Consider the following 25,499-nt stretch of genomic DNA (forward strand, 5'->3'; position numbering starts at 1 on the left):
GTCACTTATTTTTTGATCAAGATGGCACGTTTTCTGCTAAAAAAGCCAACAAAGTTACTGACAAATGTGACCTTTTAGAGTAGATTGGCGCACTTTTGTTTTATTCTTAGGGGGGATCGTTCGTCTCAAACGATCCTTATAAATATGACTGATCCTTGATCAACGATTAAGAGGATAACGCCGTTGACAGATATCTCTGGGACTCAATCCACAGCAAAACTGAAAAAAAATCTTGTGCTGTGGCATATTATCATTATTGGTCTAGCGTATATTCAGCCACTTACCTTATTTGATACCTTTGGTTTAGTGTCAGACGGAAGCCATGGACATGTTCCTACTTCTTATATTTTTGCGCTTGTTGCCATTCTCCTGACCTCTATCAGTTATGGTCATATGATCAAGCGCTACCCTTCGTCAGGGTCTGCTTATACCTATGCGCAAAAATCGATTCACCCAAATGTCGGCTTTATGGTTGGCTGGTCTTCTTGGTTAGATTATTTATTATCTCCACTCGTCAACATCATTTTGGCTGATATTTACTTAAGAGCCTTATTCCCAGATGTGAATAACTGGATCTGGGTCATTGCACTGACGGCAATTATGACTGTGATCAACTTGTTTGGTTCACGTTTTGTTGCTCGATTTAACAGTACCATTGTTGTGGTGCAACTTGCGATCATCTTCTATTTTGTTTATGAAGTTTACTTACTGTTAACTCAGGGCATTTACGCAGATGGCACCTTAAACCCAGATAAAGCTGAATTATGGTCACTTGCTCCATTCTGGAGTGAAATGACGGCAATTGGTGCATTAATCGGTGGTGCAACGATTCTTTGTTTCTCTTTCACAGGTTTTGATGCGTTATCATCCCTTGCAGAAGAAACCAAAGATGCTGAAAAAACCTTGCCAAAAGCAATTTTCTCTACAGCGTTGATCGCGGGTATTATCTTTATTTTTAGTACCTATTTTATTCAGCTATTTTTCCCAAGTAATGCCAATCTTTACTTTAATCCGCTGGATGAATCTCAACCTGTGATGCTTGAAGCACTTGGCAATGCAACCATTTTAACGGCAATTACAGGTATCGCATTTAAAAAGTTAGTATTGTATTTTGCGGTCATTGCTGTACTGGCTTCTGGTATTTCTGCACACGCTGGGGTATCCCGTTTGATGTATGTAATGGGTCGTGATGGCGTCATTAACAAAAAGATTTTTGGTCATATTAGTCCAAAATTACATACCCCGACTTATAATATTTTGATTGTTGGTGTTGTTGCGTTATCAGCGGGTTTTCTTGACCTTGAACATATTGTCAACTTAATTAGCTTTGGTGCTTTAACTGCATTTAGTTTTGTGAATTTCTCTGTGATTTCACGTTACGCCTTACGTGACGGCAGAACAAAATCACTGAAAGAAATCATCAATTATGTGGTGATTCCGTCTCTTGGTTTTGCCAGCGTGTTCTTGATGTGGTTAGAAATTGATGAAATGGCATTAAAACTCGGGCTTGCATGGGCTGTATTAGGTGTTGCCTATTTAGCCTATAAAACTCGTGGTTTCCGCTACCCTGCACCACAACACAATGAACATGAATAATTGATTATTGTGGGTGTAATCAAATAAGAAAGGCGCTTTATGCGCCTTTCTTATTTTAGTCATATCAACTGCAATTATGCTGCAATAAATTTTTCCGTAATCGCTTTGATTCGTTTTGCATATTGTTTTGCAGTCTCTAAATCACCGCTTGGAATCTCATCTGTACTGGCATCAGCAGGTGATTGAACCAATAAACCTACAGAACCGCCTAAGCTGTTCACATCCTGACGTGTAGCGCTTTTAGTGTTTGATGGTGCCAAACCAAGACTGACCCAAATACCACCATGTTGTGAAGCCAAGGTATGTAAAGAAATTAACGTGACTTGCTTATCGCCATTTAAACTTGCGCTGTTGGTAAAACCACCGAAAACCTTGTCTGCCCATGCACGAGTAAACCAACGCTTAGAAGATGCATCTGCAAATTTTTTAAATTGCCAAGGCACACCGCCCATATAAGTTGGTGCACCAAATACGATTGCATCTGCGGCATCTAAAGTGTCCCAATCCTGATCTTGAATATTGCCCTCTTGATCCACTTCGATGAGCGTTGCCTGAATTTCATTGGCAAAAGTTTCTGCAATGACTTTGGTATGACCATAACCTGAATGATAAACAACAGCGATTTTTGACATGATAAGTCCTCTGATTGAGATGATAGGTATATTAATGTTTGATATAACTTGGAGGGGTTGCAGTTAGACCTTGTTTGAGTTGTTGGGTAGATTCCCCAACCAACACTTCAAAGGCATTTTGTTGAATTCCATCAAATACGTGTTGCGCCACTGTATGTGGAGAAATTTTGGCAATATCCAGTGATTGGGTTAAATCTGTGTCGATAAAACCAACATGTACCCCCATCACATGAACATTGGCTTTTGCTAGCCATTGCCGAGTTGAATTGGTAAATGACCATGCTGCCTCTTTAGAAATCGCATAACTGGCTAACATCGTGCTGGGTTCCCAAGACACATCCGATAAAATATTGACGATATAACTTTCAGCATGGCTTGCTAAAATTGGAGAGAATTGCTGAGTCGTATTGATCACACCATAAAGATTGGTGTCTAAAACCGTCCGTGTCACTGCTGCAATATTTGCATCTACAGGACTTTCATTTAAGCGTGCAATACCTGCATTGTTGATTAATAGATTGACATCACCACATTCTGCAACAGCTTTCTGAATAGATACGGGATCTGTGACATCTACAACAATCGGAATAATACCCTGTTGATTAAAACCTTGAAGATTACGCATTCCTGCATAAACTTTCTTGGCACCACGTTGTATCGCTTGCTGGGCAAGTGCTAAACCTAGACCACGATTTGCACCCGTAATAAAAACGACCGCATCTGTTATTTTCATTAAAACCACGCTCATAAATATAAAAGGGTCGATCTACGCTATCAATCAGCAGAAGTTGTATTGACCTGATTAATTTATGATATACTTTTGAAATCTAGTATCAATTAGTTACTACGTGGTAACTGGTCATTTCTTGGTTATAACTTTCCAAATTGAGGTATAGATTGATGACTAATGCATTCAATTTTAATATTTTTCATCCAAATTGCCCGGCACGATCTTTTTTTGAAAAATTTGCAGATAAGTGGGTTTTGATGATTATTTATCGACTTCATCAGCACTCTCAACACTTCAATGAACTGAAAAAAAACTTAACAGGCATCTCACCTAAAGTACTTTCTCAGAAATTAAAAATTCTAGAAAGAGATGGATTTATCACCCGTACAATTCATGAGAACAATGTGATTCGTGTTGAATATGCATTAACCTCTCTAGGCTTTGAGTTTGCTCAAACTGCTTTATCATTTAAGCTCTGGGCTGAAGGCAATGTGCAACATGTCATTCGTGCTCAAAAACAATTTGACGCAATTCAAGCAAAAAATGAGCCAGCACTGTTGCAGGAAGCCTAAACCTCAACACTTTAAATATGACTTATACTCAGCTCGCTATGTTGTAAACATGATATCAGCTCAGCATCATTTGAATAAAACACAGCAAAGGGGAAAAAAATAATGAAAATTCCACTGCTCTTTATCCTAGCAACCCTCAGCCATAGCGCTTTTGCGTCCTATGAAAATTCTTGTGACTTAGAAGTTAAACTTTTAGAAAACGCTTCTACACGTACGCTATATATCAATAAAGATGGCTTAGGTGAAGTTGAGGAAACAACACTCAACATAAAAGGTATTGTAAAAAAAGCGCAAGCTGCTGGCCGAGCAGATAGTGGTTGTCAACACTATATCGGCAAAGTCTTAGAAGAAAATTTAAGCGATTTCCCGAATCGCTCTGAATTTAAAAAAGGACAAAAAATTAAACTGAATATATTAATCACAGATTATAAAAGTATACCGAAATCTGAAACGGTGACCTATTTAGGACCAGATAAATAATTAGTCAGCTCAGCTATGAAATCAGTCCAATACACACTGTGATCCTTGTACAAAGACACTTTGATACAATTTAAGCAGCAAAGAGTCATTACTTTTGCATAAATCATCAATTCCAATGCTATAAGTCATCGTGCACTCAGCTAAAAATTTCACCTGATGCAATACACTTAACATCTTATAAATAAAATATGTTAAATGGAAAAAATAATGAAAATACTATTCCTCTTTATCCTAATACTATGCAGCCATCGTGCGTTTGCTTCTTATGAAAACTCTTGTGATTTGGTGGTCAAACTTTTAGAGAATACCTCTACAAATACATTTCTTGTTGACAGATTTGGTGATGGCCGATTTAAAAGTGAAACGTACCTTATTTCTTTTAAAGGCCTTGTAAAAAAAGCACAGGTTTCTGGTCGAGCAGATACGGGTTGTCAACACTATTTAGAAACAGTTATAGAGAATAGCTTCTTCTTAAACATTCGATATACAGCAATGAAAGGGCAAAAAATTAAGATAAATATTCGGATTACTGATTTTAAAGGCAAATCCCAATCGGATGAGATCGCTTATACAACCATAACCACATTGCTCCTTCCAAAAAGGAAATTCTAAATTAATAAGAGTAAAAACCCATCTATGCGATGGGTTATGATTTTTATTTTAATTCTTTAAATCCTTGCTGACGCCATGCTTCATATAGAATTACTGCGGTGGCATTCGATAAATTCAGACTACGTGAATTCGGTGCCATAGGTAAACGAATCCAATGCGCCTGAGGGAACATCATCCGGACATCTACTGGTAAACCACGTGTTTCTGGCCCCATCAATAAAGCCACAGGTCGGTTTAAATCTGAGGTATGTGGTGTTTCAGTACCTTTGGTGGTTAAAGGATAAATCGCATCAAGATCAATTCCCTGCACCTTTAAATGTGCCAAACATTTAGCAAAGTTTTCCCAAACTTTCATATGTGCCCATTCATGATAATCCAATCCTGCACGGCGCAACTTTTTATCATCCAGTTCAAAACCTAAAGGCTTGACTAAATGTAATTGTGCACCTGTATTGGCACATAACCGAATGATATTCCCTGTATTTGCAGGAATTTCAGGCTCGTATAAAACAACATGAATCACGGGAGATCTCTACTTATCAGAATACAACCTAAGTTCTTTAAAAAAGAAGATGTCTGTTTTTAAAGAAAAATTTAGGTAATATTATTGCCACTGTAACTGTTCGCGTAAACTCACCACTTCACCAATAATAGTCAAAGTAGGTGCTTGAATATGGTTTTCTTCCACTTTTGATGCAATATCTGCCAAAGTTCCAACCACCACCTTTTGATCCGGAGTTGTCCCTTTGGAGATCAAAGCCACTGGCATATTTGGACGTTGACCATGTGATATTAGATTTTCACAAATTTTTTCTAGCCCTACCAAGCCCATATATAAAACCAATGTCTGATTTTCATAAACCAGCTCATTCCAAGGTAGCTCTGGTGAACCTTCTTTTAAATGTCCCGTCAAAAAACGGACGCTTTGTGCATAATCACGATGTGTAAGCGGAATCCCAGCATAAGCTGAGCACCCTGATGCGGCGGTAATGCCCGGAACAACTTGGAACGTAATATTGGCTGCAAAAAGCTCTTGAATTTCTTCACCACCGCGACCAAATATAAACGGATCACCACCTTTTAGACGGCAGACACGTTTGCCTTCGGTGGCATATTTGACCAGTAATGCATTAATCCCATCTTGTGGCACAGAATGATTTGAACGAGCTTTACCCACATAGATTTTTTCAGCATCACGGCGACACAACTCTAAAATCGCGGGGGACACTAAGCGATCATAAATTACCACATCCGCTTGCTGCATCAGTCTAAGAGCTTTTAAGGTTAACAGCTCTGGATCACCTGGTCCTGCACCCACCAAATAGACTTCACCTTTTGGTTTTTGCCATTTTGTTAAAGCTTGTTCAATTAGACGATCCGCCTCTATGAGATTGTCATTAAACACCTGCTCTTTTAAAGGGCTGGCATATAAATCTTCCCAAAATATGCGACGTTCATCAGGATTAGTAATCTGTTCTTTAACAGCTTTACGCCATTTTCCAGAAAAATCAGCAAGTTTACCCATTCCATGAGGAATAGACGCTTCAAGCTGAGTACGAATCTGGCGAGATAAAACAGGAGAGGCACCGTTGGTGGCAATTGAAACTACCAGTGGTGAACGATCAATGATCGCAGGCACCATAAAGCGACAATGTGGAGGATCATCAACACTGTTGACTAACACATTTAAATCTTCACAGGCTTCAAAAACAGCTTGATTGACCGCTTTATCATTGGTTGCAGCAATCACCAAACGATAGCTACTTAGGCTAATTTGACGATCAAATTTATCTGCATGATATTGCCCATGGGTTGAATGGACAATATCTAAAAGATTTTGCTCTATATCAGGTGCAACCACATGAATCACTGCACCTGCTTTTGCAAGTAATACTGCTTTGCGGTAAGCAATATGCCCACCACCCACAATCAGACAAGGTTGCCCTTGTAGTTTTAATGAAATTGGGAAAATTTCCACAGTGTTCCTCAAAAGTTCAAATCTGATTGTACTAAGCAATATTTATGCACAAAACTGAACCAAATATCGAGTTTTCGACATTTAGTCGATGAATGTTGCACCAGCCATGTACGGGCGTAACACTTCTGGCACTTCAATAGAGCCATCGGCACGTTGGTAGTTTTCCATCACAGCCAATAAAGTACGACCGACAGCCAAACCAGAACCATTCAAAGTATGTACTAGCTCAGTTTTCTTTTGGTCTGCACGATAACGCGCCATCATACGGCGTGCTTGGAAATCGCCCATATTTGAACAAGAAGAAATCTCACGATATGTATCTTGGCTTGGTACCCAAACTTCTAAATCATAAGTTTTACACGCACCAAAGCCCATATCACCACCACATAAAACGATTTTACGATATGGTAAGCCTAAAGCTTGTAAGATCCCTTCTGCATGACCTGTCAATGCTTCCAAAGCATCCATTGAGTCTTCAGGTTTTACGATTTGAACCATTTCAACTTTGTCGAATTGGTGTTGACGGATTAAACCACGCGTATCACGACCATAAGAACCTGCCTCACTACGGAAACATGGCGTATGCGCAGCATATTTCAACGGTAAACGGTCAGCATCAATGATTTCATTACGGACAAAGTTCGTCACTGGAACTTCAGCGGTTGGAATCAAATAGTATTCTTTTTCGCCTTGTAATTTAAACAAATCTTCTTCAAATTTAGGCAGTTGACCTGTACCACGCAATGAGTCCGCATTGACAAGATAAGGGACATAAGCTTCGGTATAACCATTTTTCAAGGTATGGGTATCCAGCATGAACTGGGTCAATGCACGTTGTAAACGCGCCAATGGACCTTTCAATACGCTGAAACGTGTGCCCGTTAACTTGGTTGCAGTTTCAAACTCCAACCCACCCATCATTTCGCCAAGGTCAGTATGGTCTTTGATTTCGAAATCAAATTGACGTGGTGTGCCCCACTTTAAAACTTCAACATTATCACTTTCATCTTTCCCTTCTGGTACAGACTCATGTGGCATGTTTGGGATCGAGAGTAGTTTTGCTTCTAATTCAGCTTGAAGTTCATTCAATTCAACTTCAGCGGCTTTAATCTCATCACCAATCGCACCCATACGTGCCATGATTTCTGAAGCATCGCCACCAGATTTTTTGATTTGACCAACTTGTTTCGCACCCGAATTACGCTCTGCCTGTAAGTTTTCAGTTCTAGACTGAATTTCTTTACGGCGAGCTTCTAGTGATGCCCATTCTTCAACGTTGAGTTGTACACCACGTTTGGCTAAGGCTAAGTTTACAGCCTCGATATTATTTCTGATTAATTTCGGGTCGATCATAGTCAATCTAAAGGGTAAGAAAAAAACTGACTATAGTGTAAGCTCTTCACTGTAAAAAATACAGTGACAGAGCATTAGACATACATGAATTGTATGATTTGAAGACAATTAAGGTGTAACAGGTTTTTCTACAGTCGCTTCGACTTGAGGTAGACTTGGTAAATACTCAGCTTTAATCAAATCTTTTGCCACTTGATACGGCAGCTTTAACTCAGGCATACCTTCTGCATAAGAGGTAAGTTCATATAATGGATAAACAAAAACCAGACCATTTACACCATAATAATAGTTATCGCTTAACTGCAATTTATCACGCGTAATATCTTTTTGAATCAACCAATTCGCATTGGCATCATAAAGCTGTTCAGCAACTTTTGCTTCGACGTTTGGTTTTAAAATATCAGTTAGAGCGAGGCGCTTTTGCGTGCTTAGATCGAATGTCACATATTCATTGTGATACATCCCATGAGCAGCACCTGCTGCATAGGTATAAGTCTGGATCACAAAAGTGGCTAAATTATTTTGTTGTGAAATAAAACGAACATAAATTGAATTTTGATTTAAACCTTTAGGTGAAGATTGCGCTTCACTTTCAGCTTGAGCATGATTTTGATCTTTCTCAAATGCGCCTGGGACATCTTTTTTAATACGATTTAGAAAATACTCATCTAGCCAAGGTACATTACTTTTAACAGTTTGCAAATCATATTGCGTACAACCATCTTCATCACAAAACTGTTTTTTTAGCACATTGACGCGTTCAACTTTGGCTTGAATCAGCGGTATTTCTGCGTGTTGAGTTGCTGTTGCAGCTTGTTCTGCTTGAGGTGCTGGCTTTTCTTGGCATGCGCTAACCATGAGCATGCTGGATAAAAGAGATAAAAAAATCAGACCACTTTTAAAATTTACTTTCATTTCTATATCTTTAAAGCATATTTAGTAATAGCCCTATCATAAAACCAGAACCTTTAAATTAATATTCATAATTGTTAATTATTGAAATTTTGTTGTTTAAGCCTATGTGCTAACTCTTTTATTCAAATTAGCGCCAACATTGTCATTTTGATTGAAATCTACATTTGCATGGTTCTCAACCCAATTACAATGAAACCCCAGTGGTATATGTACGCCCAAATCAATTTCAGCCTGCTCAGCTATTTCTAGTCCATTTACTTTTAAAATAACAGCTTTGGCTGCTTCTCCGTCCACATGATGTAAATAGGCCATCAAATAACCCTGCCCTTCTGCACTGTGTTCATGCTCAGCCACAAAAGTGACTTCACCAATTGCCCACTGCGTACCAAAATCATAACTCACAGATGTTTGCATTTCTAAATCATAAATATATAAATAATTGAACAATGCAGTTTCAGCAAAACCCAAAGTGTATAAATAGCGATATGCAACCCCAGTAAAACGCGCATCAATTTTCGGAAATTCTTGAATTCGAGAGTCGAGTACAGTTCTATGTAGCGTTTGTAAGCTTAAATCAATGCGCCAACGTTCTAACTGTGCATGTTGCAATTCATAAGCTGCGTGTTGGGAATGTTCAAAATCGTCCTGATGTACCAAAACATCTAAAATAATTCTATTTTCATGATCACGAAAAGCATTTGCTGCATGAAAAACAAAACACGGTTCAAGCTCAATCCACTGAATCTGTTCAGCGTTAGCATATTTAGGCAATATTCCGATACGTGCTGGATGTTGTTTATTCCATTGATAGGGAACACTTGCGCCATGCAACAATCGAGTCATTGAAAAAGTAAGTGGAAAATCAAAAACCAAAACTTCATGTTGTGTAATGAGACAATCATGAATCATGGGACCATGTTTTAATGAAATTTGCGTCACATGAATTAAATCGCCATGCTGATCAATCACTTGGTAATAGGCATTTTTACGATCTAAAGCATCATAACTAATCGCATGTAAGTGCCCTGTTTTAATATCTTTACGAGGATGTGCGGTAAACGGTAAATCAGCATCACTATTAAACAACTGATAACGTTCTGCATTTAACTCATCATCTAGGCAGATCGGAAACGCGCCAGCTTCAATCACCGCCCAAAGCTTTCCTGCATGTTTAAAAATATTGGTATTTACAACATCATGTGCACCACGGCGAAAGCCGCCTATTGCTGGTTGTTGTTTATATTGCTGCACCGTATCTGTGGCCAGCATACTGCTTTTAAACCAGATTGCTTTACCCGCTTGTAATTTGAGCGCGTGAATCATTCCATGACCAAGATACCATTCAAATAATGTCGGCTTTGCGACATCAATCGGATTTGAGCCAATTCTTAACAATAAACCATTTAAATGCGGTGGGATAATTCCTGATATTTTTAAAGTTGTTGTGATGATTTCTTCAACTGGCTGGTAAAGCTTTTGCTGATAAAGATTGACTTCTTTATCACGACGATGCCGTCTTAAAAATCGCCCAATCATGCAGATTAACTTTTGCCTCAAAACATTCAAAAATGACTTTTGCGCAGTCATCTTTGGGTAATGTTTGAGTTTCAATTGTGTTTTGCGATACATACAGCATCTCAGTTTTTATATTCAAACCCTTGTTTGAGCATAGAATAATCTTGTATTGAAAGCCACTTTATTTGCTCGTAGCTATTATTCATCATTCGCCTAATCAACATGGCTAAGTCTATTGCTCTGTTCTGTTTAATCGGCATAAAAAAAGCAACCTTACGGTTGCTCTTCTATTCAATCAAAATCGTTTATTGATCAATAATGTCTGTGCCTTTAGGCGGCACAAAATTAAAGGTAGATGCAGGAATAGCGGCATTAACCTGTACATTGTTAAAACGCACAGTGGTTGTTTGACCCAAAGAATCTTGCAAGATCATTAAAGTCGGTGCATTTTTCGCCCCAAAACTAATCGTCAAGCTTTGGAAAGCACCATCTTTTTGTTTTGGATACAAGGTATAGTAAGTTTTACCAGCATTAGGCTGAGTAATACGATAAGCCTTTTGAATTTGCTCAGTATTACCACTGAGGAGTAATGCTGGTGTATTGGCCACCTGCTCATCTAAACTTTGGCGTACAGCCTGCTGTAAGTCTGGATCATAAATCCACACTGTACGACCTGCGGTCACAATAGTCTGTTTTGCGGGCGTGGTGGTTTCCCAATAGAATTTACCAGGACGCTCAACCTTCATTGTACCTTTAAAGGTTTGATTCATATGCTGAGCGGTTAAACCCTTTTTCTGTGCAACTTTACCTGTTTGAGTCGCTTTTGTGGTTTGCTCAAAATTTGCAGTAAAGCTTTTTACACCACTGAGTTGTTTAACCAGATTTGCGGTTGCTTGTTGCTCCGAAGCAGCAGTTGCTGCAAAAACTGTTGTGCTCATTACAGGTGCAAACAGCGCTGCACTTATAGCCACTGCACCCATCGTTTTACGAAGCATATTCATATGTTCACCTTTTCTATGTCTGCACCTCAATTAAAATATTCAAATAATATTTGGCACAGAATGTAATTTATTAGATTGCTTATCTTAAACCAAATTGAGTCAGTAATAATTGAGAAAATAAGAAGTTTTGTATTGTTATTGGTGCAATATGTTGAAAATTATTCATCATGATGAAGATGGTTTTTTGTTGAATGCTAAAAAAAACTGATAAAAAAGCCCGCAATAAAGCGGGCTTTTTTGCACTCTTAAAGCTTACGCTTCAACAGATACATAGCGACGGCCAAATTGACCTTTCACTTCAAATTTGATTACGCCGTCAGCAGTAGCAAATAAAGTATGGTCACGACCCATACCAACATTTGTACCCGCGTGGAATTCTGTACCACGTTGACGAACGATAATGTTACCAGCAGTCACAGCTTGACCACCGTACATTTTAACACCTAACATTTTAGGATTCGAATCACGACCGTTTTTGGTCGAACCACCGGCTTTTTTAGTTGCCATGTCTATATACTCCTAGTGATTAACCTGCGATCGTAGTAATTTTCAACTCGGTAAACCATTGACGGTGACCTTGTTGTTTACGGTAGTGCTTACGACGACGCATTTTAACAATACGAATTTTGTCATGACGACCGTGACCAACCACTTCTGCAGTTACTTTTGCGCCAGCTACAACTGGAGCACCGATTTGAATGCTTTCGCCATTCACAACCATTAATACATCATCAAATGTAATAGTCGCGCCAGTTTCAGCTTTCAACAATTCTACTTTAAGGGTTTCACCCTCAACAACACGGTGCTGTTTACCACCGCTTTGGATTACTGCGTACATAATGTACTCCAACTTACCCGTGTCGTCGTGCCGATAAAGGAATATATCGATCTTAAGACGAACGCCACTGGGGGTTATTCAAGGGCAAAGATTTTAAGTGATAATGAATTAAACAACAAGTCATTTCCAGCAAATATTATCATTGTATAGAAAATAATCTACATATAATGGTTTTTTTAAGATTTCCCCTTTGATAATATGAATTTTTTTTTAAGATACAGCTAAAATTGAAATAGATTTTTAAAACAAATCCGCTACTATGTAGCTCAAAAGAATGATCGATTGAATGTTCAATGCTTTATTCATCTTTGGACAAAGAAAGAACAAATCATTAAGATTCAGGCACGATGTCTGCTTTCAAAAGCAACATTCAGACATGTTAATTGTTACACTAGCAACTTATAACGCATTTGCATGAGGCTCCCACCCGATGACCATCGACTTTAAGCAAGATATTCTCGCTCCAGTTGCAACCGACTTTGCTGCAATGGACAAGTTTATTAATGAAGGGATTACCTCAAAAGTTGCTTTAGTGATGGCCGTCAGTAAACATGTTGTTGAAGCTGGCGGTAAACGCATGCGTCCAATCATGTGCCTACTTGCAGCAAAAGCATGTGGTGCAACAGATCTACAGATGGACCCTTATCGTAAACTGGCAGCAATCATTGAAATGCTGCATACCGCAACCTTGGTACATGATGATGTTGTAGATGAATCTGGTTTACGTCGTGGTCGTCCAACTGCGAACGCAACTTGGAACAACCAAACTGCTGTGTTGGTGGGTGATTTTCTGATTTCTCGAGCTTTTGATCTTCTGGTTGATCTCGACAATATGATCTTGCTCAAAGACTTTTCGACGGGCACTTGTGAAATTGCCGAAGGTGAAGTATTACAGCTTCAAGCACAACATCAACCCGAAACGACTGAACAAACTTATTTAGATATTATTCACGGTAAAACTTCTCGTTTATTTGAACTTGCAACTGAAGGTGCTGCCATCATTGCAGGGAAACCTGAGTATCGTGAACCATTACGTTTATTTGCAGGTCATTTTGGCAATGCCTTTCAAATTATTGATGATATTTTAGACTATACCTCTGATGCTGAAACATTAGGTAAAAATATTGGTGATGATTTAATGGAAGGTAAACCCACTTTACCTTTAATCTCTGCCTTAGCAAATACTCAGGGTGAAGAGCACGAAATTATCCGTAAAAGTATCGCAACTGGTGGAACAAGCGATTTGGATCGTGTAATTGAAATTGTGCAGACCTCAGGTGCTTTAGATTATTGTAGTCGCCGTGCCACAGAAGAAACTCAAGCTGCGATTCAGGCTTTGAACCATTTGCCTGAATCTGAGTATCGCCAGGCATTGTATAATTTAGCGCAACTTGCCTTACATCGAATTCAATAAAATTTAACAAGGCTTATGCATATACAATTTAATGATCTTTTCCTCCTTATGCAGGAACAACTCGACGGCATAAAAGTTGTTCCCAATCCTGATATATTAATTGAGTTAATCAATCGTATCAGACCCAGTGACAGCCACAATTTAGAAGAAAGTCAAAATAAATTTGATGCTTTAATTCAAGCACTGCTCACTACACCCAATGCATCTTCTGCATTTCAAGGTTATTTACTCAAGCTGGTCAATCACTATAAACAAGCAGGATTGTATGCAGATAGTGGGATTTTATCTTTAGACGGCTTTTGGAATCAGCTTGGGCAACGTATTGGCGCACATTTTCTACCTTTATTGACAGACGAATCAGATCTCAAAGATTTGGTTGGCAAAGTGTTTCACCAACGTAGTGATAAATATTGGCTGGAAAATATCAGTGAAAAGAAATGGGAACAATTGTTCCGATTACTCAATCAAGGTCATCGTTATAAAAACGATAAATTGGGAATTAAACGCGATATTGTCAAAGCCATTACTGTGCTTTCCTATCGAATCAGTGGTATTGGCTTATATCCTGAATTTATCAATGCCTACCCCGAACTTCAAGAATATGAATCGCCTTTTTTAGTTCAAAACCGTGAAATTGTTGAGTTTATAGAAGCGTATAAAAAGCAGCATCGCGATGAAGATGAGTTTGCTGTGGGTATTCCTCCCGATGCAGACCAAGCATTGGTCATGATTGAACAATGTCGTGATGTGGTACAGAAAATCCGTCGAGCAATCAAGCGGATTGGGGTGAGTTTAAGCCTGACTTATTTACTCTCGCTACTAGAACAATGTATTGATCGAATCGAACTCTTACTCAATCTTCTGGTCGAAGATGACCAGATTCGTTATCAGCTCTGCGGTGAATTGCTCACTGACTTAGTCAATGCACACTATAGTGAAACCAGTGTGCGTGATTTGCTTAAAACCAACAGTGAGTTAATCGCACTACAAGTCACTGAAAACGCCAGTAAGACAGGCGAACATTATGTAAGTACCGATAAGAAAGGTTTCTTTGGTATGTATAAAGCAGCTGCAGGTGCAGGTGCGATTATTGCAACCATGGCAACCCTGAAAATACTGACTGCACGTTTAGTCCTTGCGCCATTTTTGCATGCCTTTCTCTACAGTATGAATTACTCATTGGGTTTTATCCTGATCCATGTTTTGCACTTTACTGTAGCAACCAAACAGCCTGCGATGACGGCGGCTGCACTTGCATCAACAGTTCAGCATCAAAAAGGTTCAAAAACGGCACAAATTGCTGAACTTGCCGGACTGATTATTAATATTATCCGGACTCAGTTTATTGCAATTCTGGGAAATATTTCGATTGCGATTCCTACTGCCGCCTTAATTACCTATCTCTGGCAGCTGTCAATGCATGAACCACTTTTGACGCATGCTAAAGCCACAACCTTACTCGCCAGTCTAAATCCATTTACCTCATTGGCAATTCCTCATGCAGCAATTGCCGGTGTTTGTTTATTTTTATCGGGATTAATCGCTGGATATTTTGACAATATGTCAGTCTATCGAAAAGTCGGCCCCCGCTTAAAAGCTCACGTAAAATTGAAAAAAATGATGGGACAGGCCCGACTGGACAAGTTTGCAGACTATATCGAACGAAACTTAGGCGCTTTAGCGGGTAATTTTATCTTTGGGATCATGCTTGGAAGTATGGGAACCATTGGTTTTATCTTAGGTTTACCTTTAGATATCCGCCATATTGCGTTTGCTGCTGCTAACTTTATTCAAGGCTTAATGACCATCAATGGTTCACCTGATATTGGCCTCATCATTGTGTCTTTCCTTGGCGTGTTATGTATTGGTTTGACCAACTTATTTGTCAGCTTCACGCTCACCATTATTGTGGCACTCAGAGCAAGACAAGTTCGTTTTTCACAATGGAAACCATTGGCAAAACTTATATTTACCCATTTTTCTACCCGTCCTCTAGATTTCTTCTGGCCGCCAAAACAACCCTTACAACTTGAAGATGAGGCAAACTCACAAAGCAAACTAAATCACTAGGATTTTTGTTATTTTTTGTGCAAATTGTTAAATATTTCACAAAAAGAAATTAGTATAAATTACCTAAATTTACTCACTTGAAAAAAAGTGTACTGGCTAGTACACTTCGGTTGATTAAATAAACTTAACGTACGCAATTATATACTCTAGGTTAACTTATGCCTTACGTATTGCTCCTTATTGGCTGTATAGGTTTACTTATTGGGAGTGTTGGTTTAAACATTAACCAGGTACAACAGTTTGATTTTTCAAGCGTTGTATGGATGAGTTCACACCGTTTAGAGGTCTTAAATGGTCTAGCACTCACCCTATCCTATCTGGGCGGCTTACCGTCAATGATCGTGATTGCAGGGCTATGTAATTTATATTTCATACGCCTAAAACAATATGCAAATGTGCTGATGATCAGTATTGGACTGCTCGGTGCTGCGGCAATTGGTTGGATACTCAAATATCTGGTCAATCGTCCTAGACCCGATGAAATCTACCAAATGGTGCAAACCTATGGTGCTTCATTTCCTAGTGCTCACAGCATTTATGCAGCGATTGTATGCTGTTCGATTATGTTTATATTTCAAAAGCATCGCCAAGTTAAATGGATTAGCTTGGGGGGCTTTTTATGGTTTCTAAGCATGGGGGGCTCTAGAATTTATCTAGGGGCACATTTCCCAACTGATGTACTCACTGGATGGAGTATAGGTGTCATATGGGCTGCAATTTTATGGCTCATACTGTCACGAGAAACGTTAAGACAGAACAAATTATTTTTAGATAAGAATCTAAACGAGGTGGAATAATGATGTCGGCAAAGCTTTGGGCTCCTGCCCTTACTGCTTGTGCTCTCGCAACAAGTATTGCACTTGTAGGCTGCAGCAAAGATCCTAAATCAGCACAACAAGCTGGTGGTGCTGCCCAAAAAATGCCGCCGACTGAAGTTGGTGTCATTGTTGCTCAGCCACAAAGCGTAGAACAAACTGTTGAACTTTCGGGTCGTACTTCAGCGTATCAAATCTCTGATGTTCGCCCACAAACAAATGGTGTGATTTTAAAACGTTTGTTTACGGAAGGTAGTTTTGTTCGTGAAGGCCAACCTCTTTATGAGATTGACTCGAGCATCAATCGTGCAAACTTAGACAGTGCAAAAGCAGCTTTAGTACGTCAGCAAGCAAACTTAAATGCCTTGCAGGTTAAAGCAAATCGTTATCGTCAACTTGTCGGCATCAATGCTGTTTCTAAGCAAGAATTTGATGATTTGCTTGCACAAATCAAACTTGCTGAAGCAGATATTGCAGCGTCAAATGCTGCTGTTAAAAATGCACAAATTGACCTAGGTTATTCGACTGTTCGTTCACCTATTTCAGGTCAATCTGGTCGTTCTTCAGTTACTGCCGGTGCTTTGGTGACTGCAAACCAAGCCAATGCTTTGGTTACAATTCAGCAACTTGACCCAATTTATGTAGACATCAGCCAATCAAGTGCTGAGTTATTACGTCTACGTCAACAGTTAAGTCAAGGTAGTATTGACCGTAGCAATAACACCAAAGTTCGTTTAAAACTTGAAGATGGTAGCTTCTACAGTGTGGAAGGAAACCTTGCATTTTCTGATGCAAGTGTAGACCCAAGCACAGGTTCTGTAACTTTACGTGCAGTCTTCTCAAATCCTAATCATTTATTATTGCCAGGTATGTTTGCCAATGCGCAGATCGTACAAGGCGTAATTCCAAATGCTTACTTAGTTCCACAAGCAGCAATTACACGTACCCCAACTGGCCAAGCAATCGCGATGATTGTAAATGCTAAAGGTGTAGTCGAAAGCCGTCCTGTAACAACTGTAGGTGTTCAAGGTAAAGATTGGATTGTCACTCAAGGCCTAAATACTGGCGATAAAGTGATTGTTGATGGTATTGCCAAAGTAAAACCAGAACAAGCTGTGGTTGCTAAACCGTATCAGCCTCAAGCGGCTGCACCCCAAGCAGGTGCTAAACCAGGTACAGCAGCACAACCTGTTCAACAAAATAAATCTAGTGAACAAAAAGCTACTTCAAATGCATAAGGGGTAGACGAATATGGCTCAATTTTTTATTCATCGCCCCATTTTTGCGTGGGTGATTGCACTGGTAATTATGTTGGCGGGTATTCTGACGCTGACAAAAATGCCTGTTGCTCAGTATCCAACAATTGCTCCGCCTGTGGTGACAATTTCTGCAACTTATCCTGGCGCTTCTGCACAAACTGTTGAGAACACGGTAACTCAGATCATTGAACAACAAATGAATGGTCTAGATGGTTTACGTTATATCTCATCGAACAGTGCGGGTAATGGTCAAGCATCAATCAACCTGAATTTTGAACAAGGTATTGATCCAGACATTGCACAGGTTCAAGTACAGAACAAATTACAATCAGCGACTGCACTGTTACCTGAAGATGTACAACGTCAAGGGATAAAAGTGACCAAATCTGGCGCGAGTTTTATGCAAGTACTTGCATTTTATTCGCCAGATGGCAGCCTGTCTGGGGCTGACATTAAAGACTATGTAAACTCAAATATTTCTGAACCACTGAGTCGTGTTGCAGGCGTAGGTGAAATTCAAGTCTTTGGTGGTCAATATGCAATGCGTATCTGGCTAGACCCAGCTAAAATGACCAGTTTGCAAGTTACACCAAGTGACATTGCTGCTGCCATTCGTGCGCAAAACTCACAAGTGGCTGTAGGTCAATTGGGTGGTGCTCCAGCGGTACAAGGTCAAGTCCTCAATGCGACTGTCAATGCACAAAGCATGTTGACGACACCTGAACAGTTTAAAAACATTTTCCTGAAAAATACCGCTTCGGGTGCTCAGGTTCGTTTAAGTGATGTTGCACGTGTAGAACTCGGCTCAGATAACTACCAATTTGATTCTAAATTTAATGGTAAGCCTGCTGGCGGTGTAGCGATTAAATTGGCAACAGGTGCAAATGCACTTGATACAGCGGCTGCTGTAGAAAAACGCCTCAGTGAACTCCGTAAAAACTACCCAGATGGTCTGAAAGATAAGCTTGCTTATGACACCACACCATTTATCAAACTTTCAATTGAAAGTGTGGTACACACGTTAATTGAAGCAATCGTTCTTGTATTCTTTGTGATGTTCTTGTTCTTACAGAACTGGCGCGCAACGATTATCCCAACAATGGCAGTTCCTGTGGTTGTACTGGGGACATTTGCAGTTATTAATATTTTCGGCTTTTCAATCAACACCTTAACCATGTTCGCCATGGTACTGGCAATTGGTCTATTGGTCGATGATGCCATCGTTGTGGTTGAGAACGTCGAACGGGTGATGCAAGAAGAGCATACGGGTCCAGTTGAAGCCACTGAAAAGTCGATGAAACAAATTTCAGGTGCTTTGGTAGGTATTACCAGCGTATTGACTGCCGTATTTGTGCCAATGGCATTCTTCGGTGGTACTACAGGGGTAATTTACCGTCAGTTCTCGATCACGCTCGTTACTGCAATGGTTTTATCATTAATCGTTGCTTTAACTTTTACCCCTGCGCTTTGTGCGACATTGTTAAAACAGCATGATCCAAATCAAGAACCAAGCAATAACATTTTTGCGCGTTTCTTCCGTTGGTTTAACCGTAGCTTTGATAAAGTAGCGGAGAAATACCAAGGTGGTGTCAATCGTATGACCCATCATAAGATCTTCTCTGGTGTGATCTACGTTGCGGTAATTGTTGCCTTAGTCGGACTGTATAAAATGCTCCCCTCTTCTTTCCTACCAGAAGAAGACCAAGGGATGGTTATGACATTGGTTCAGTTACCACCAAGTGCCAGCCTTGAACGGACAGATAAAGTCATCACGACCATGACCGATTACTTCTTAAATAAGGAAAAAGCAAACGTAGATACTATATTTACAGTTTCTGGTTTCTCGTTTACTGGGGTTGGGCAAAATGCTGGTTTAGCATTTATGAAGTTGAAAGACTGGAGTGAACGTACCACACCTGAATCACAAATTGGCGCCATCATCCAACGTGGTATGGCACTGAATATGATTGTCAAAGATGCATCTTACATCATGCCATTGCAATTACCTGCAATGCCAGAATTAGGTGTTTCATCAGGTTTTGACATCCAATTAAAAGATGCTAGTGGTCAAGGCCATGAGAAATTGGTTGCTGCGCGTAATGCTGTTTTAGGTATGGCTTCTCAAGACAAACGTCTTGCTGGTGTTCGTCCAAATGGACAAGAAGATACCCCTCAATATCAAATCAATGTTGACCAAGCGCAAGCTGGTGCAATGGGGGTTAGTATTGCGGATATTAATTCGACCATGAGCATGGCTTGGGGTGGTTCTTATATCAATGACTTCGTTGACCGTGGTCGTGTGAAAAAAGTTTATGTTCAAGGCGAATCAAGCGCTCGTATGATGCCTGAAGACTTAAACAAATGGTATGTACGTAACAATAGCGGCACTATGGTTCCATTCTCTGCATTTGCAACAGGCCAATGGACTTATGGTTCACCTCGTCTCGAGCGTTATAACGGTGTAGCTTCTGCAAACATTCAAGGTACACCAGCACCGGGCGTAAGTTCGGGAGATGCGATGCTTGCTATGGAAGAAATTATTGGTAAGTTACCATCTATGGGCTTAACAGGTTTCGACTATGAATGGACGGGTCTGTCTTTAGAAGAACGTGAATCTGGCAGTCAAACTGTTCCGCTTTTAATTCTTTCATTGCTTATCGTGTTCCTTTGCCTTTCAGCTTTATATGAAAGTTGGTCAATTCCAGTTTCAGTATTGCTGGTCGTACCATTAGGTGTTATTGGTGCATTTACCTTAACTTGGTTGGGCATGGTCATCAAAGGTGATCCTAACTTATCATTTAACATCTACTTCCAAGTCGCGATCGTTGCAGTCATCGGTTTGTCTGCAAAAAATGCGATTTTGATTGTAGAGTTTGCAAAAGAGTTGCAAGAACAAGGCGAAGAATTGTTTGAAGCGACATTGCATGCTGCAAAAATGCGTTTACGTCCAATTATCATGACAACCTTAGCGTTCGGTTTCGGTGTATTGCCACTTGCTTTATCAAGCGGTGCTGGTGCTGGTAGCCAACACTCAGTCGGTTATGGTGTATTGGGTGGTGTAATTAGCTCAACACTTTTAGGTATCTTCTTTATTCCTGTGTTCTTCGTATGGATTCGTAGTATCTTTAAGTACAAACCTAAAAATCAAAATATTCAGGAGCATAAATCGTGATGCAAAAAGTATGGTCTATTTCAGGTCGTAGCATTGCGGTATCTGCACTTGCGCTTGCTTTGACAGCGTGTCAAAGCATGCGTGGCCCAGAACCCGTAGCTCAGGCGAACATACCAACTGGTTATATTCAAAATAACGGTGGTACATCTATTGCTGAACAAGGTTATAAAGAGTTTTTTGCAGATCAACGCTTACTTCAAGTACTTGATCTTGCTTTAGCCAATAACCGTGATTTACGTACAGCAACATTGAACATTCAACGTGCTCAACAAGCCTATCAAATCACTGAAAACAATCAGCTACCAACGATTGGTGCAAGTGGTGGTCTATTACGTCAGGATCAAGGTGTAGGTGCTCAAACACGTTATAATGTTGGCCTTGGTGTAACTGCTTATGAGTTAGACTTCTGGGGTCGAGTAAAAAGTTTAAAAGACAATGCGCTTGATACTTATTTATCGACTGCAAGTGCGCGTGATGCAACGCAAATCAGCTTAATTAGTCAAGTTGCGCAAGCTTGGCTAAATTACTCTTTTGCCAGTGCACAACTTAAGCTCGCTGACCAAACATTAAAAGCGCAGCTTGACTCTTATAACCTCAACAAAAAACGTTTTGATGTCGGTATTGACAGTGAAGTGCCTGTTCGTCAGGCTCAGATTTCTGTTGAAACTGCACGTAATGATGTTGCCAATTATAAGACTCAAATTGCACAAGCTCAGAACTTGCTAAATCTACTTGTTGGACAATCAGTTCCAGACAACTTATTGCCAACACAACGTGTAACGCGTATTACTTCAAATGCTGCGTTCGCATCAGGTTTACCAAGTGACTTGCTGAACAACCGTCCAGACGTCAAAGCGGCTGAATACCAACTTTCTGCTGCTGGTGCGAATATCGGTGCTGCGAAAGCACGCTTATTCCCAACCATCAGTTTGACGGGTACTGCAGGTTATGCATCTACTGATTTAAGTGATTTATTTAAATCAGGTGCTTTCGTTTGGTCTTTAGGTCCTAGTCTTGATATTCCGTTATGGGATTGGGGCACACGTAAAGCGAACATTAAGATTTCAGAAACAGATCAACAAATTGCGTTATCTGACTATGAAAAATCAATTCAATCTGCTTTCCGTGAAGTCAATGATGCATTAGCGACTCGCCAAAATATTGGTGATCGTCTTTCTGCTCAAAAACGTTTAGTTGATGCAACCAATACAACCTATAAACTTTCAAATGCCCGCTTCCGTGCTGGTATTGATAGTTACTTAACTGTTTTAGATGCTCAACGTACTTCTTACTCTGCTGAACAAGGTTTATTGCTATTAGAGCAAGCGAACTTAAACAATCAGGTAGAGGTTTATAAAACCCTTGGTGGTGGTCTAAAAGCCAACACTGCGGATCAAATTGCACAACCGGCCTCTTCATCTGAATTGAAATATCATTCAAAAGATAAAAAAGTCAGTTAATCTCAGTTTGATGATCAAAGCTCACTTCGGTGGGCTTTTTTTATTGCTTTTTAATGGATAATTTCCTATGTTTGAAGCAATACATCATCAATGAATATTTAAAATGAAACTCAGTAATTTAGAAACTGTTCCAGCACATGTCATAAAGCAACAGCTTGATGTCGTTTATGGAAGTACCGTCCGTAGTAAACATGTTGGACGTGACTTTATGGCTGGTCTAAAAAATATTGTCGGTGGTGAACTCAAAGGCTATACCGAGTTATTAGAAGAATCGCGCCAAGAAGCCATGAATCGTATGATTGAAAAAGCACATGGTTTAGGTGCCAATGCAATTGTTGGAATCCGTTTTTCCACCTCTAATATTGCGCAAGGTGCATCAGAACTTTTTGTCTATGGTACTGCGGTCATTGTCGAACCGACCACAACTCAACTTCCTGACCCATTTTCAAAATAGGCGAAACAGATGGATGGTTTAATTTTTAAAATTGGGCTCACACTGGTTCTGTTTTTTATTGGCTGGGGTTTTGGACGTTTTATTGAGCAAAAGCATTTAAAAGAATTGGCAGACAATGAACAACGGCTTGCCCATATTCGGATTGATACCAATAAGTTCCAAGTCTCTGAAAAGCAAGGGCAACTTATCAGTAGTAATGTGGTGATTTCACATGATTATTTTAAATATATTATTGCGCAAATTCAGAACTTCTTTGGTGGTCGTTTAACCACCTATGAGAGTGTCGTCGATCGCGCACGTCGAGAGGCGATTGTTAGATTAAAACAGGAAGCTGAAAATATTGGAGCTACGCATATTATGGGCTTACGTTTAAGTACCACAGAACTCGGTATGCAAGGTGGAATGGTTGAAGTCTTTGCCTATGGAACAGCAACTTAATCTCCCTCCTCTTTTTAAATAATCATCATGATTTTTTCATTAGAATACACGATCTTTGTTAGACGGTTTGATTTTGTATTCTGGTGATGTAAAGATCTAGGAATAACTTGACCATAACAAAAATGAAAGAATCTTAACTTCATGAACAGGTTAGATATCATGAAAGCTTTAGTACTTAAAATAAGTATCGGATTACTGTCTATGCTTCCATTCACAATAAATGCAGAATTGATTGTATTGGCTTCACCACAAAGTCAGGATAAATACTATGCAGAAAAAATCGATGATATCTTTGATTTTCATGTCGATTATGCAAAGAAAATTATCCAAAATGGTGACAATGTGATGATCTTAACCGATCAACAACTTTACCCTGATTATGTCAAAGCACTGGGTAAACAGCATGTTACTATCGCGCCTATGCAAGATATTTGGATGCGTGATTTTAGCAGTGCCAATCCCAATCAACCTGTTCTTTTTCGTTATACCGCAGCAGGACAAGGTGGAACCAAAAAAGCTCAAGCCATTTCTGATGATGTTCAAGCAGACTTTAAAGCCTATAGCCAAAAGGCTGGTTTAAAATTTACCCAGACCCAACTGCTCAATGATGGTGGTAATTGGGTTGAAGATGGTTATGGTAATGTTGTGTTAAGCACCAAGTTCTTAGCTGACAATCATTTAACCGAAACCCAAGCTAGAGCACAACTGATCCGTTTGACAGGTGCTAAACATATTGCATTTATTGAAGCAGATGAACAAGGTGGTTTAGAACATGCGGATGGTGTCGTAAGCTTTATAGATCAGAATACTTTAGTGATTAACACCTATCCTGAAGATCCTGACTACGCCAAACAGTTAAAGATCGATTTAAAACGCGGTATTCCAGATATCAAAATTCATGAAATCACCACACCTTATGATGGTAGTGAAATTTATGATGAGAAATTTGGTTCAGCTTGTGGCTTATATACCAATATGCTGGTTACGCCTGAGCGTATTTATTTTCCGCAATTTGGTATTAAACAAGATGCACTGGCATTACAGCAAATTCGTCGTCTAACCAAACGAACTGTCATTCCAATTCACTCTGCACAGGTGTGCCATATGGGCGGTGGAGTACGCTGTATGTCATGGCAATTAAGGGGCAAAAATGCTGAATTGTTATTAAACTACTTCAATAAAACACATTAAATATTTCATTTATCGCCATTAAATACCCTGTTATTTTAAAAGCATTCATCTTTTAGTTCACGACTAACTTTTAGCTCGCTAACCAGAAGATGAATGTTTAATCGTCAGCTTTACGCTGCAATGACATAATCTTATTGATATTCTTGACAGTATTGCCTATCAGTACTGATATTCATCTTTAAAACTTTTAGGAAATTGATATTTTTTCCCATCAAATTTTAAAACAAACCGTTGTTGCGATAATTGATGATTAACTTCTTGGCAATCTTCGTTTATCACTTGCATCTGGTAGCGTTTAATTTTGCTATTGACCAAAATATCCGTATATTTCTTGGTTTGGGTTGACTGCATCACTAAGGTTGAAGCACGTTCTTCAATATCTGCATTACACTGCATATCCGTTTCTGCCCGATCACGTTCAACTATCAGACTATCTAAGATTTGCTTTTTATTTTTTAAGTCATATAAATTTAGCACTTGCATAGAAAAAGGAAAGGGTTGTGAGTGACCTGAGTAATTTAATCTTAAACCCAAAGCTCGATTTGAATCAGTGACTTTATAATTTGCTGTATCGAGCTGGATTGAATTTAAGCTAATTGCATCCGAAACCATACGTTCTGCAACAACATAGTGATAAACAAGTTTTAAATTTTTTGGATTAAACTTAAATAAATTTAAAGCATAATCACCTTCTTCTGGATGACCTTTTACAGGAATCCATTGCGCATAAGCCATGATCATATTTGAATTATCGACTGGATCGAGCTTACAGTCGATTAAAGCTTGTTCAACCTTTACAATTTTTGCCTGCTTTAATATTTGCGCAACAACTTGAGTATCATCACAAATATTTGCATAAACTGCGCTGATCAATATAAATTGTAGACTAATGATTTTAAATATTATTTTCATGAGGTTTAACATGGTTTTTTGTACTTATAGATAGAGACGGAATATATTAAGAAAAAGCGCTTATACAATATATAAACGCCTTATCAATACAT

At 39.3% G+C, this 25,499-nt stretch carries 24 protein-coding genes; 13 read left to right on the forward strand and 11 right to left on the reverse strand.

Going from position 1 to position 25,499, the window contains the following annotated elements; all coding sequences use genetic code 11:
* Positions 1 to 183 precede the first annotated feature (183 nt).
* Complete coding sequence (locus PYV58_RS17235; protein ID WP_004722537.1) at positions 184 to 1,596, forward strand: APC family permease; 1,413 nt, start codon at positions 184 to 186, stop codon at positions 1,594 to 1,596.
* Between the two features lie 74 nt (positions 1,597 to 1,670).
* On the opposite strand, the gene PYV58_RS17240 is transcribed toward PYV58_RS17235, so the two are convergent.
* Positions 1,671 to 2,228 (reverse strand): flavodoxin family protein, encoded by a 558-nt coding sequence (locus PYV58_RS17240; protein ID WP_034615631.1) that lies wholly within the window; start codon positions 2,226 to 2,228, stop codon positions 1,671 to 1,673.
* A gap of 31 nt (positions 2,229 to 2,259) precedes the next feature.
* Positions 2,260 to 2,961, reverse strand: coding sequence for an SDR family NAD(P)-dependent oxidoreductase (locus PYV58_RS17245; protein WP_081407393.1), 702 nt, complete (start codon positions 2,959 to 2,961; stop codon positions 2,260 to 2,262).
* 167 nt (positions 2,962 to 3,128) lie between these two features.
* On the opposite strand from PYV58_RS17245, the gene PYV58_RS17250 reads away from it, so the two are divergent.
* The 3 genes from PYV58_RS17250 to PYV58_RS17260 all read left to right on the forward strand — a co-directional run bounded on the left by PYV58_RS17250 (position 3,129) and on the right by PYV58_RS17260 (position 4,622).
* The gene (locus tag PYV58_RS17250) at positions 3,129 to 3,530 is read left to right on the forward strand and encodes a helix-turn-helix domain-containing protein (protein ID WP_004722540.1); all 402 of its coding nucleotides are present in this window, start codon (positions 3,129 to 3,131) and stop codon (positions 3,528 to 3,530) included.
* 102 nt (positions 3,531 to 3,632) lie between these two features.
* Positions 3,633 to 4,010, forward strand: a complete 378-nt coding sequence (locus PYV58_RS17255; RefSeq protein ID WP_034615637.1) for a hypothetical protein — start codon at positions 3,633 to 3,635, stop codon at positions 4,008 to 4,010.
* 207 nt (positions 4,011 to 4,217) lie between these two features.
* Entirely contained in the window at positions 4,218 to 4,622 is a 405-nt protein-coding gene (locus tag PYV58_RS17260; RefSeq protein WP_034615641.1) for a hypothetical protein, read from the forward strand.
* Between the two features lie 43 nt (positions 4,623 to 4,665).
* On the opposite strand, the gene PYV58_RS17265 is transcribed toward PYV58_RS17260, so the two are convergent.
* From PYV58_RS17265 to rplU, 8 genes are all read right to left on the reverse strand, one after another.
* Positions 4,666 to 5,145: a tRNA (cytidine(34)-2'-O)-methyltransferase gene (locus PYV58_RS17265; RefSeq protein ID WP_034615643.1), complete on the reverse strand. Its 480-nt coding sequence runs from the start codon at positions 5,143 to 5,145 to the stop codon at positions 4,666 to 4,668.
* 81 nt (positions 5,146 to 5,226) lie between these two features.
* Positions 5,227 to 6,600 (reverse strand): siroheme synthase CysG, encoded by a 1,374-nt coding sequence (gene cysG, locus PYV58_RS17270; protein ID WP_034615647.1) that lies wholly within the window; start codon positions 6,598 to 6,600, stop codon positions 5,227 to 5,229.
* An 81-nt stretch (positions 6,601 to 6,681) separates the two neighbouring features.
* Positions 6,682 to 7,953 carry a serine--tRNA ligase gene (gene serS / locus PYV58_RS17275; RefSeq protein WP_004722550.1) on the reverse strand — a complete coding sequence of 424 codons (1,272 nt, stop codon included), beginning with the start codon at positions 7,951 to 7,953 and terminating at the stop codon, positions 6,682 to 6,684.
* Between the two features lie 108 nt (positions 7,954 to 8,061).
* Positions 8,062 to 8,868 carry an RsiV family protein gene (locus tag PYV58_RS17280; RefSeq protein WP_034615650.1) on the reverse strand — a complete coding sequence of 269 codons (807 nt, stop codon included), beginning with the start codon at positions 8,866 to 8,868 and terminating at the stop codon, positions 8,062 to 8,064.
* A 102-nt stretch (positions 8,869 to 8,970) separates the two neighbouring features.
* Positions 8,971 to 10,497, reverse strand: coding sequence for a carotenoid oxygenase family protein (locus PYV58_RS17285; RefSeq protein ID WP_034615654.1), 1,527 nt, complete (start codon positions 10,495 to 10,497; stop codon positions 8,971 to 8,973).
* A gap of 191 nt (positions 10,498 to 10,688) precedes the next feature.
* On the reverse strand, positions 10,689 to 11,384 hold the full coding sequence (lolA, locus tag PYV58_RS17290; protein WP_004722558.1) for an outer membrane lipoprotein chaperone LolA: 696 nt from the start codon (positions 11,382 to 11,384) through the stop codon (positions 10,689 to 10,691).
* A 252-nt stretch (positions 11,385 to 11,636) separates the two neighbouring features.
* Entirely contained in the window at positions 11,637 to 11,891 is a 255-nt protein-coding gene (gene rpmA, locus PYV58_RS17295) for a 50S ribosomal protein L27 (RefSeq protein WP_004722560.1), read from the reverse strand.
* A gap of 19 nt (positions 11,892 to 11,910) precedes the next feature.
* Entirely contained in the window at positions 11,911 to 12,222 is a 312-nt protein-coding gene (gene rplU, locus PYV58_RS17300; RefSeq protein ID WP_004722561.1) for a 50S ribosomal protein L21, read from the reverse strand.
* 430 nt (positions 12,223 to 12,652) lie between these two features.
* On the opposite strand from rplU, the gene sdsA reads away from it, so the two are divergent.
* The 9 genes from sdsA to PYV58_RS17345 all read left to right on the forward strand — a co-directional run bounded on the left by sdsA (position 12,653) and on the right by PYV58_RS17345 (position 24,495).
* Positions 12,653 to 13,636 carry an All-trans-nonaprenyl-diphosphate synthase gene (sdsA, locus tag PYV58_RS17305; RefSeq protein ID WP_034615657.1) on the forward strand — a complete coding sequence of 328 codons (984 nt, stop codon included), beginning with the start codon at positions 12,653 to 12,655 and terminating at the stop codon, positions 13,634 to 13,636.
* A 15-nt stretch (positions 13,637 to 13,651) separates the two neighbouring features.
* On the forward strand, positions 13,652 to 15,706 hold the full coding sequence (locus tag PYV58_RS17310; RefSeq protein ID WP_034615660.1) for a site-specific recombinase: 2,055 nt from the start codon (positions 13,652 to 13,654) through the stop codon (positions 15,704 to 15,706).
* A 158-nt stretch (positions 15,707 to 15,864) separates the two neighbouring features.
* Positions 15,865 to 16,503: a phosphatase PAP2 family protein gene (locus tag PYV58_RS17315; RefSeq protein WP_004819553.1), complete on the forward strand. Its 639-nt coding sequence runs from the start codon at positions 15,865 to 15,867 to the stop codon at positions 16,501 to 16,503.
* Positions 16,503 to 17,759, forward strand: coding sequence for an efflux RND transporter periplasmic adaptor subunit (locus PYV58_RS17320; RefSeq protein WP_034615663.1), 1,257 nt, complete (start codon positions 16,503 to 16,505; stop codon positions 17,757 to 17,759). The genes PYV58_RS17315 and PYV58_RS17320 overlap by 1 nt, the downstream gene beginning before the upstream one ends.
* A 13-nt stretch (positions 17,760 to 17,772) precedes the next feature.
* Entirely contained in the window at positions 17,773 to 20,952 is a 3,180-nt protein-coding gene (gene adeJ, locus PYV58_RS17325; protein ID WP_034615665.1) for a multidrug efflux RND transporter permease subunit AdeJ, read from the forward strand.
* Entirely contained in the window at positions 20,952 to 22,412 is a 1,461-nt protein-coding gene (gene adeK, locus PYV58_RS17330; RefSeq protein ID WP_004722574.1) for a multidrug efflux RND transporter AdeIJK outer membrane channel subunit AdeK, read from the forward strand. Before adeJ ends, adeK begins: the two co-directional genes overlap by 1 nt.
* A gap of 103 nt (positions 22,413 to 22,515) precedes the next feature.
* Complete coding sequence (locus PYV58_RS17335; protein ID WP_004819546.1) at positions 22,516 to 22,866, forward strand: YbjQ family protein; 351 nt, start codon at positions 22,516 to 22,518, stop codon at positions 22,864 to 22,866.
* A 9-nt stretch (positions 22,867 to 22,875) separates the two neighbouring features.
* Positions 22,876 to 23,304 (forward strand): heavy metal-binding domain-containing protein, encoded by a 429-nt coding sequence (locus PYV58_RS17340; protein WP_004819543.1) that lies wholly within the window; start codon positions 22,876 to 22,878, stop codon positions 23,302 to 23,304.
* 159 nt (positions 23,305 to 23,463) lie between these two features.
* A complete protein-coding gene (locus PYV58_RS17345; protein WP_034615667.1) occupies positions 23,464 to 24,495 on the forward strand; it encodes an agmatine deiminase family protein in 1,032 nt (343 codons plus the stop codon).
* A 159-nt stretch (positions 24,496 to 24,654) separates the two neighbouring features.
* Here PYV58_RS17345 and PYV58_RS17350 read toward each other — a convergent pair whose 3' ends face one another.
* Positions 24,655 to 25,419: a hypothetical protein gene (locus PYV58_RS17350; RefSeq protein ID WP_034615669.1), complete on the reverse strand. Its 765-nt coding sequence runs from the start codon at positions 25,417 to 25,419 to the stop codon at positions 24,655 to 24,657.
* Positions 25,420 to 25,499: the final 80 nt, after the last annotated feature.

The sequence above is a fragment of the Acinetobacter sp. TAC-1 genome (assembly GCF_029025845.1).
In the GTDB taxonomy this organism is placed as follows: domain Bacteria; phylum Pseudomonadota; class Gammaproteobacteria; order Pseudomonadales; family Moraxellaceae; genus Acinetobacter; species Acinetobacter guillouiae.

Coding starts and splice junctions, on each gene's coding strand:
- PYV58_RS17240 (WP_034615631.1), bottom strand. CDS start 2,228: ATGTCAAAAATCGCTGTTGTTTATCATTCAGGTTATGGTCATACCAAA.
- PYV58_RS17245 (WP_081407393.1), bottom strand. CDS start 2,961: ATGAAAATAACAGATGCGGTCGTTTTTATTACGGGTGCAAATCGTGGT.
- PYV58_RS17250 (WP_004722540.1), top strand. CDS start 3,129: ATGACTAATGCATTCAATTTTAATATTTTTCATCCAAATTGCCCGGCA.
- PYV58_RS17255 (WP_034615637.1), top strand. CDS start 3,633: ATGAAAATTCCACTGCTCTTTATCCTAGCAACCCTCAGCCATAGCGCT.
- PYV58_RS17260 (WP_034615641.1), top strand. CDS start 4,218: ATGAAAATACTATTCCTCTTTATCCTAATACTATGCAGCCATCGTGCG.
- serS (WP_004722550.1), bottom strand. CDS start 7,953: ATGATCGACCCGAAATTAATCAGAAATAATATCGAGGCTGTAAACTTA.
- PYV58_RS17280 (WP_034615650.1), bottom strand. CDS start 8,868: ATGAAAGTAAATTTTAAAAGTGGTCTGATTTTTTTATCTCTTTTATCC.
- PYV58_RS17285 (WP_034615654.1), bottom strand. CDS start 10,497: ATGTATCGCAAAACACAATTGAAACTCAAACATTACCCAAAGATGACT.
- lolA (WP_004722558.1), bottom strand. CDS start 11,384: ATGAATATGCTTCGTAAAACGATGGGTGCAGTGGCTATAAGTGCAGCG.
- rpmA (WP_004722560.1), bottom strand. CDS start 11,891: ATGGCAACTAAAAAAGCCGGTGGTTCGACCAAAAACGGTCGTGATTCG.
- rplU (WP_004722561.1), bottom strand. CDS start 12,222: ATGTACGCAGTAATCCAAAGCGGTGGTAAACAGCACCGTGTTGTTGAG.
- sdsA (WP_034615657.1), top strand. CDS start 12,653: ATGACCATCGACTTTAAGCAAGATATTCTCGCTCCAGTTGCAACCGAC.
- PYV58_RS17310 (WP_034615660.1), top strand. CDS start 13,652: ATGCATATACAATTTAATGATCTTTTCCTCCTTATGCAGGAACAACTC.
- PYV58_RS17315 (WP_004819553.1), top strand. CDS start 15,865: ATGCCTTACGTATTGCTCCTTATTGGCTGTATAGGTTTACTTATTGGG.
- PYV58_RS17320 (WP_034615663.1), top strand. CDS start 16,503: ATGATGTCGGCAAAGCTTTGGGCTCCTGCCCTTACTGCTTGTGCTCTC.
- adeJ (WP_034615665.1), top strand. CDS start 17,773: ATGGCTCAATTTTTTATTCATCGCCCCATTTTTGCGTGGGTGATTGCA.
- adeK (WP_004722574.1), top strand. CDS start 20,952: ATGCAAAAAGTATGGTCTATTTCAGGTCGTAGCATTGCGGTATCTGCA.
- PYV58_RS17335 (WP_004819546.1), top strand. CDS start 22,516: ATGAAACTCAGTAATTTAGAAACTGTTCCAGCACATGTCATAAAGCAA.
- PYV58_RS17340 (WP_004819543.1), top strand. CDS start 22,876: ATGGATGGTTTAATTTTTAAAATTGGGCTCACACTGGTTCTGTTTTTT.
- PYV58_RS17345 (WP_034615667.1), top strand. CDS start 23,464: ATGAAAGCTTTAGTACTTAAAATAAGTATCGGATTACTGTCTATGCTT.
- PYV58_RS17350 (WP_034615669.1), bottom strand. CDS start 25,419: ATGTTAAACCTCATGAAAATAATATTTAAAATCATTAGTCTACAATTT.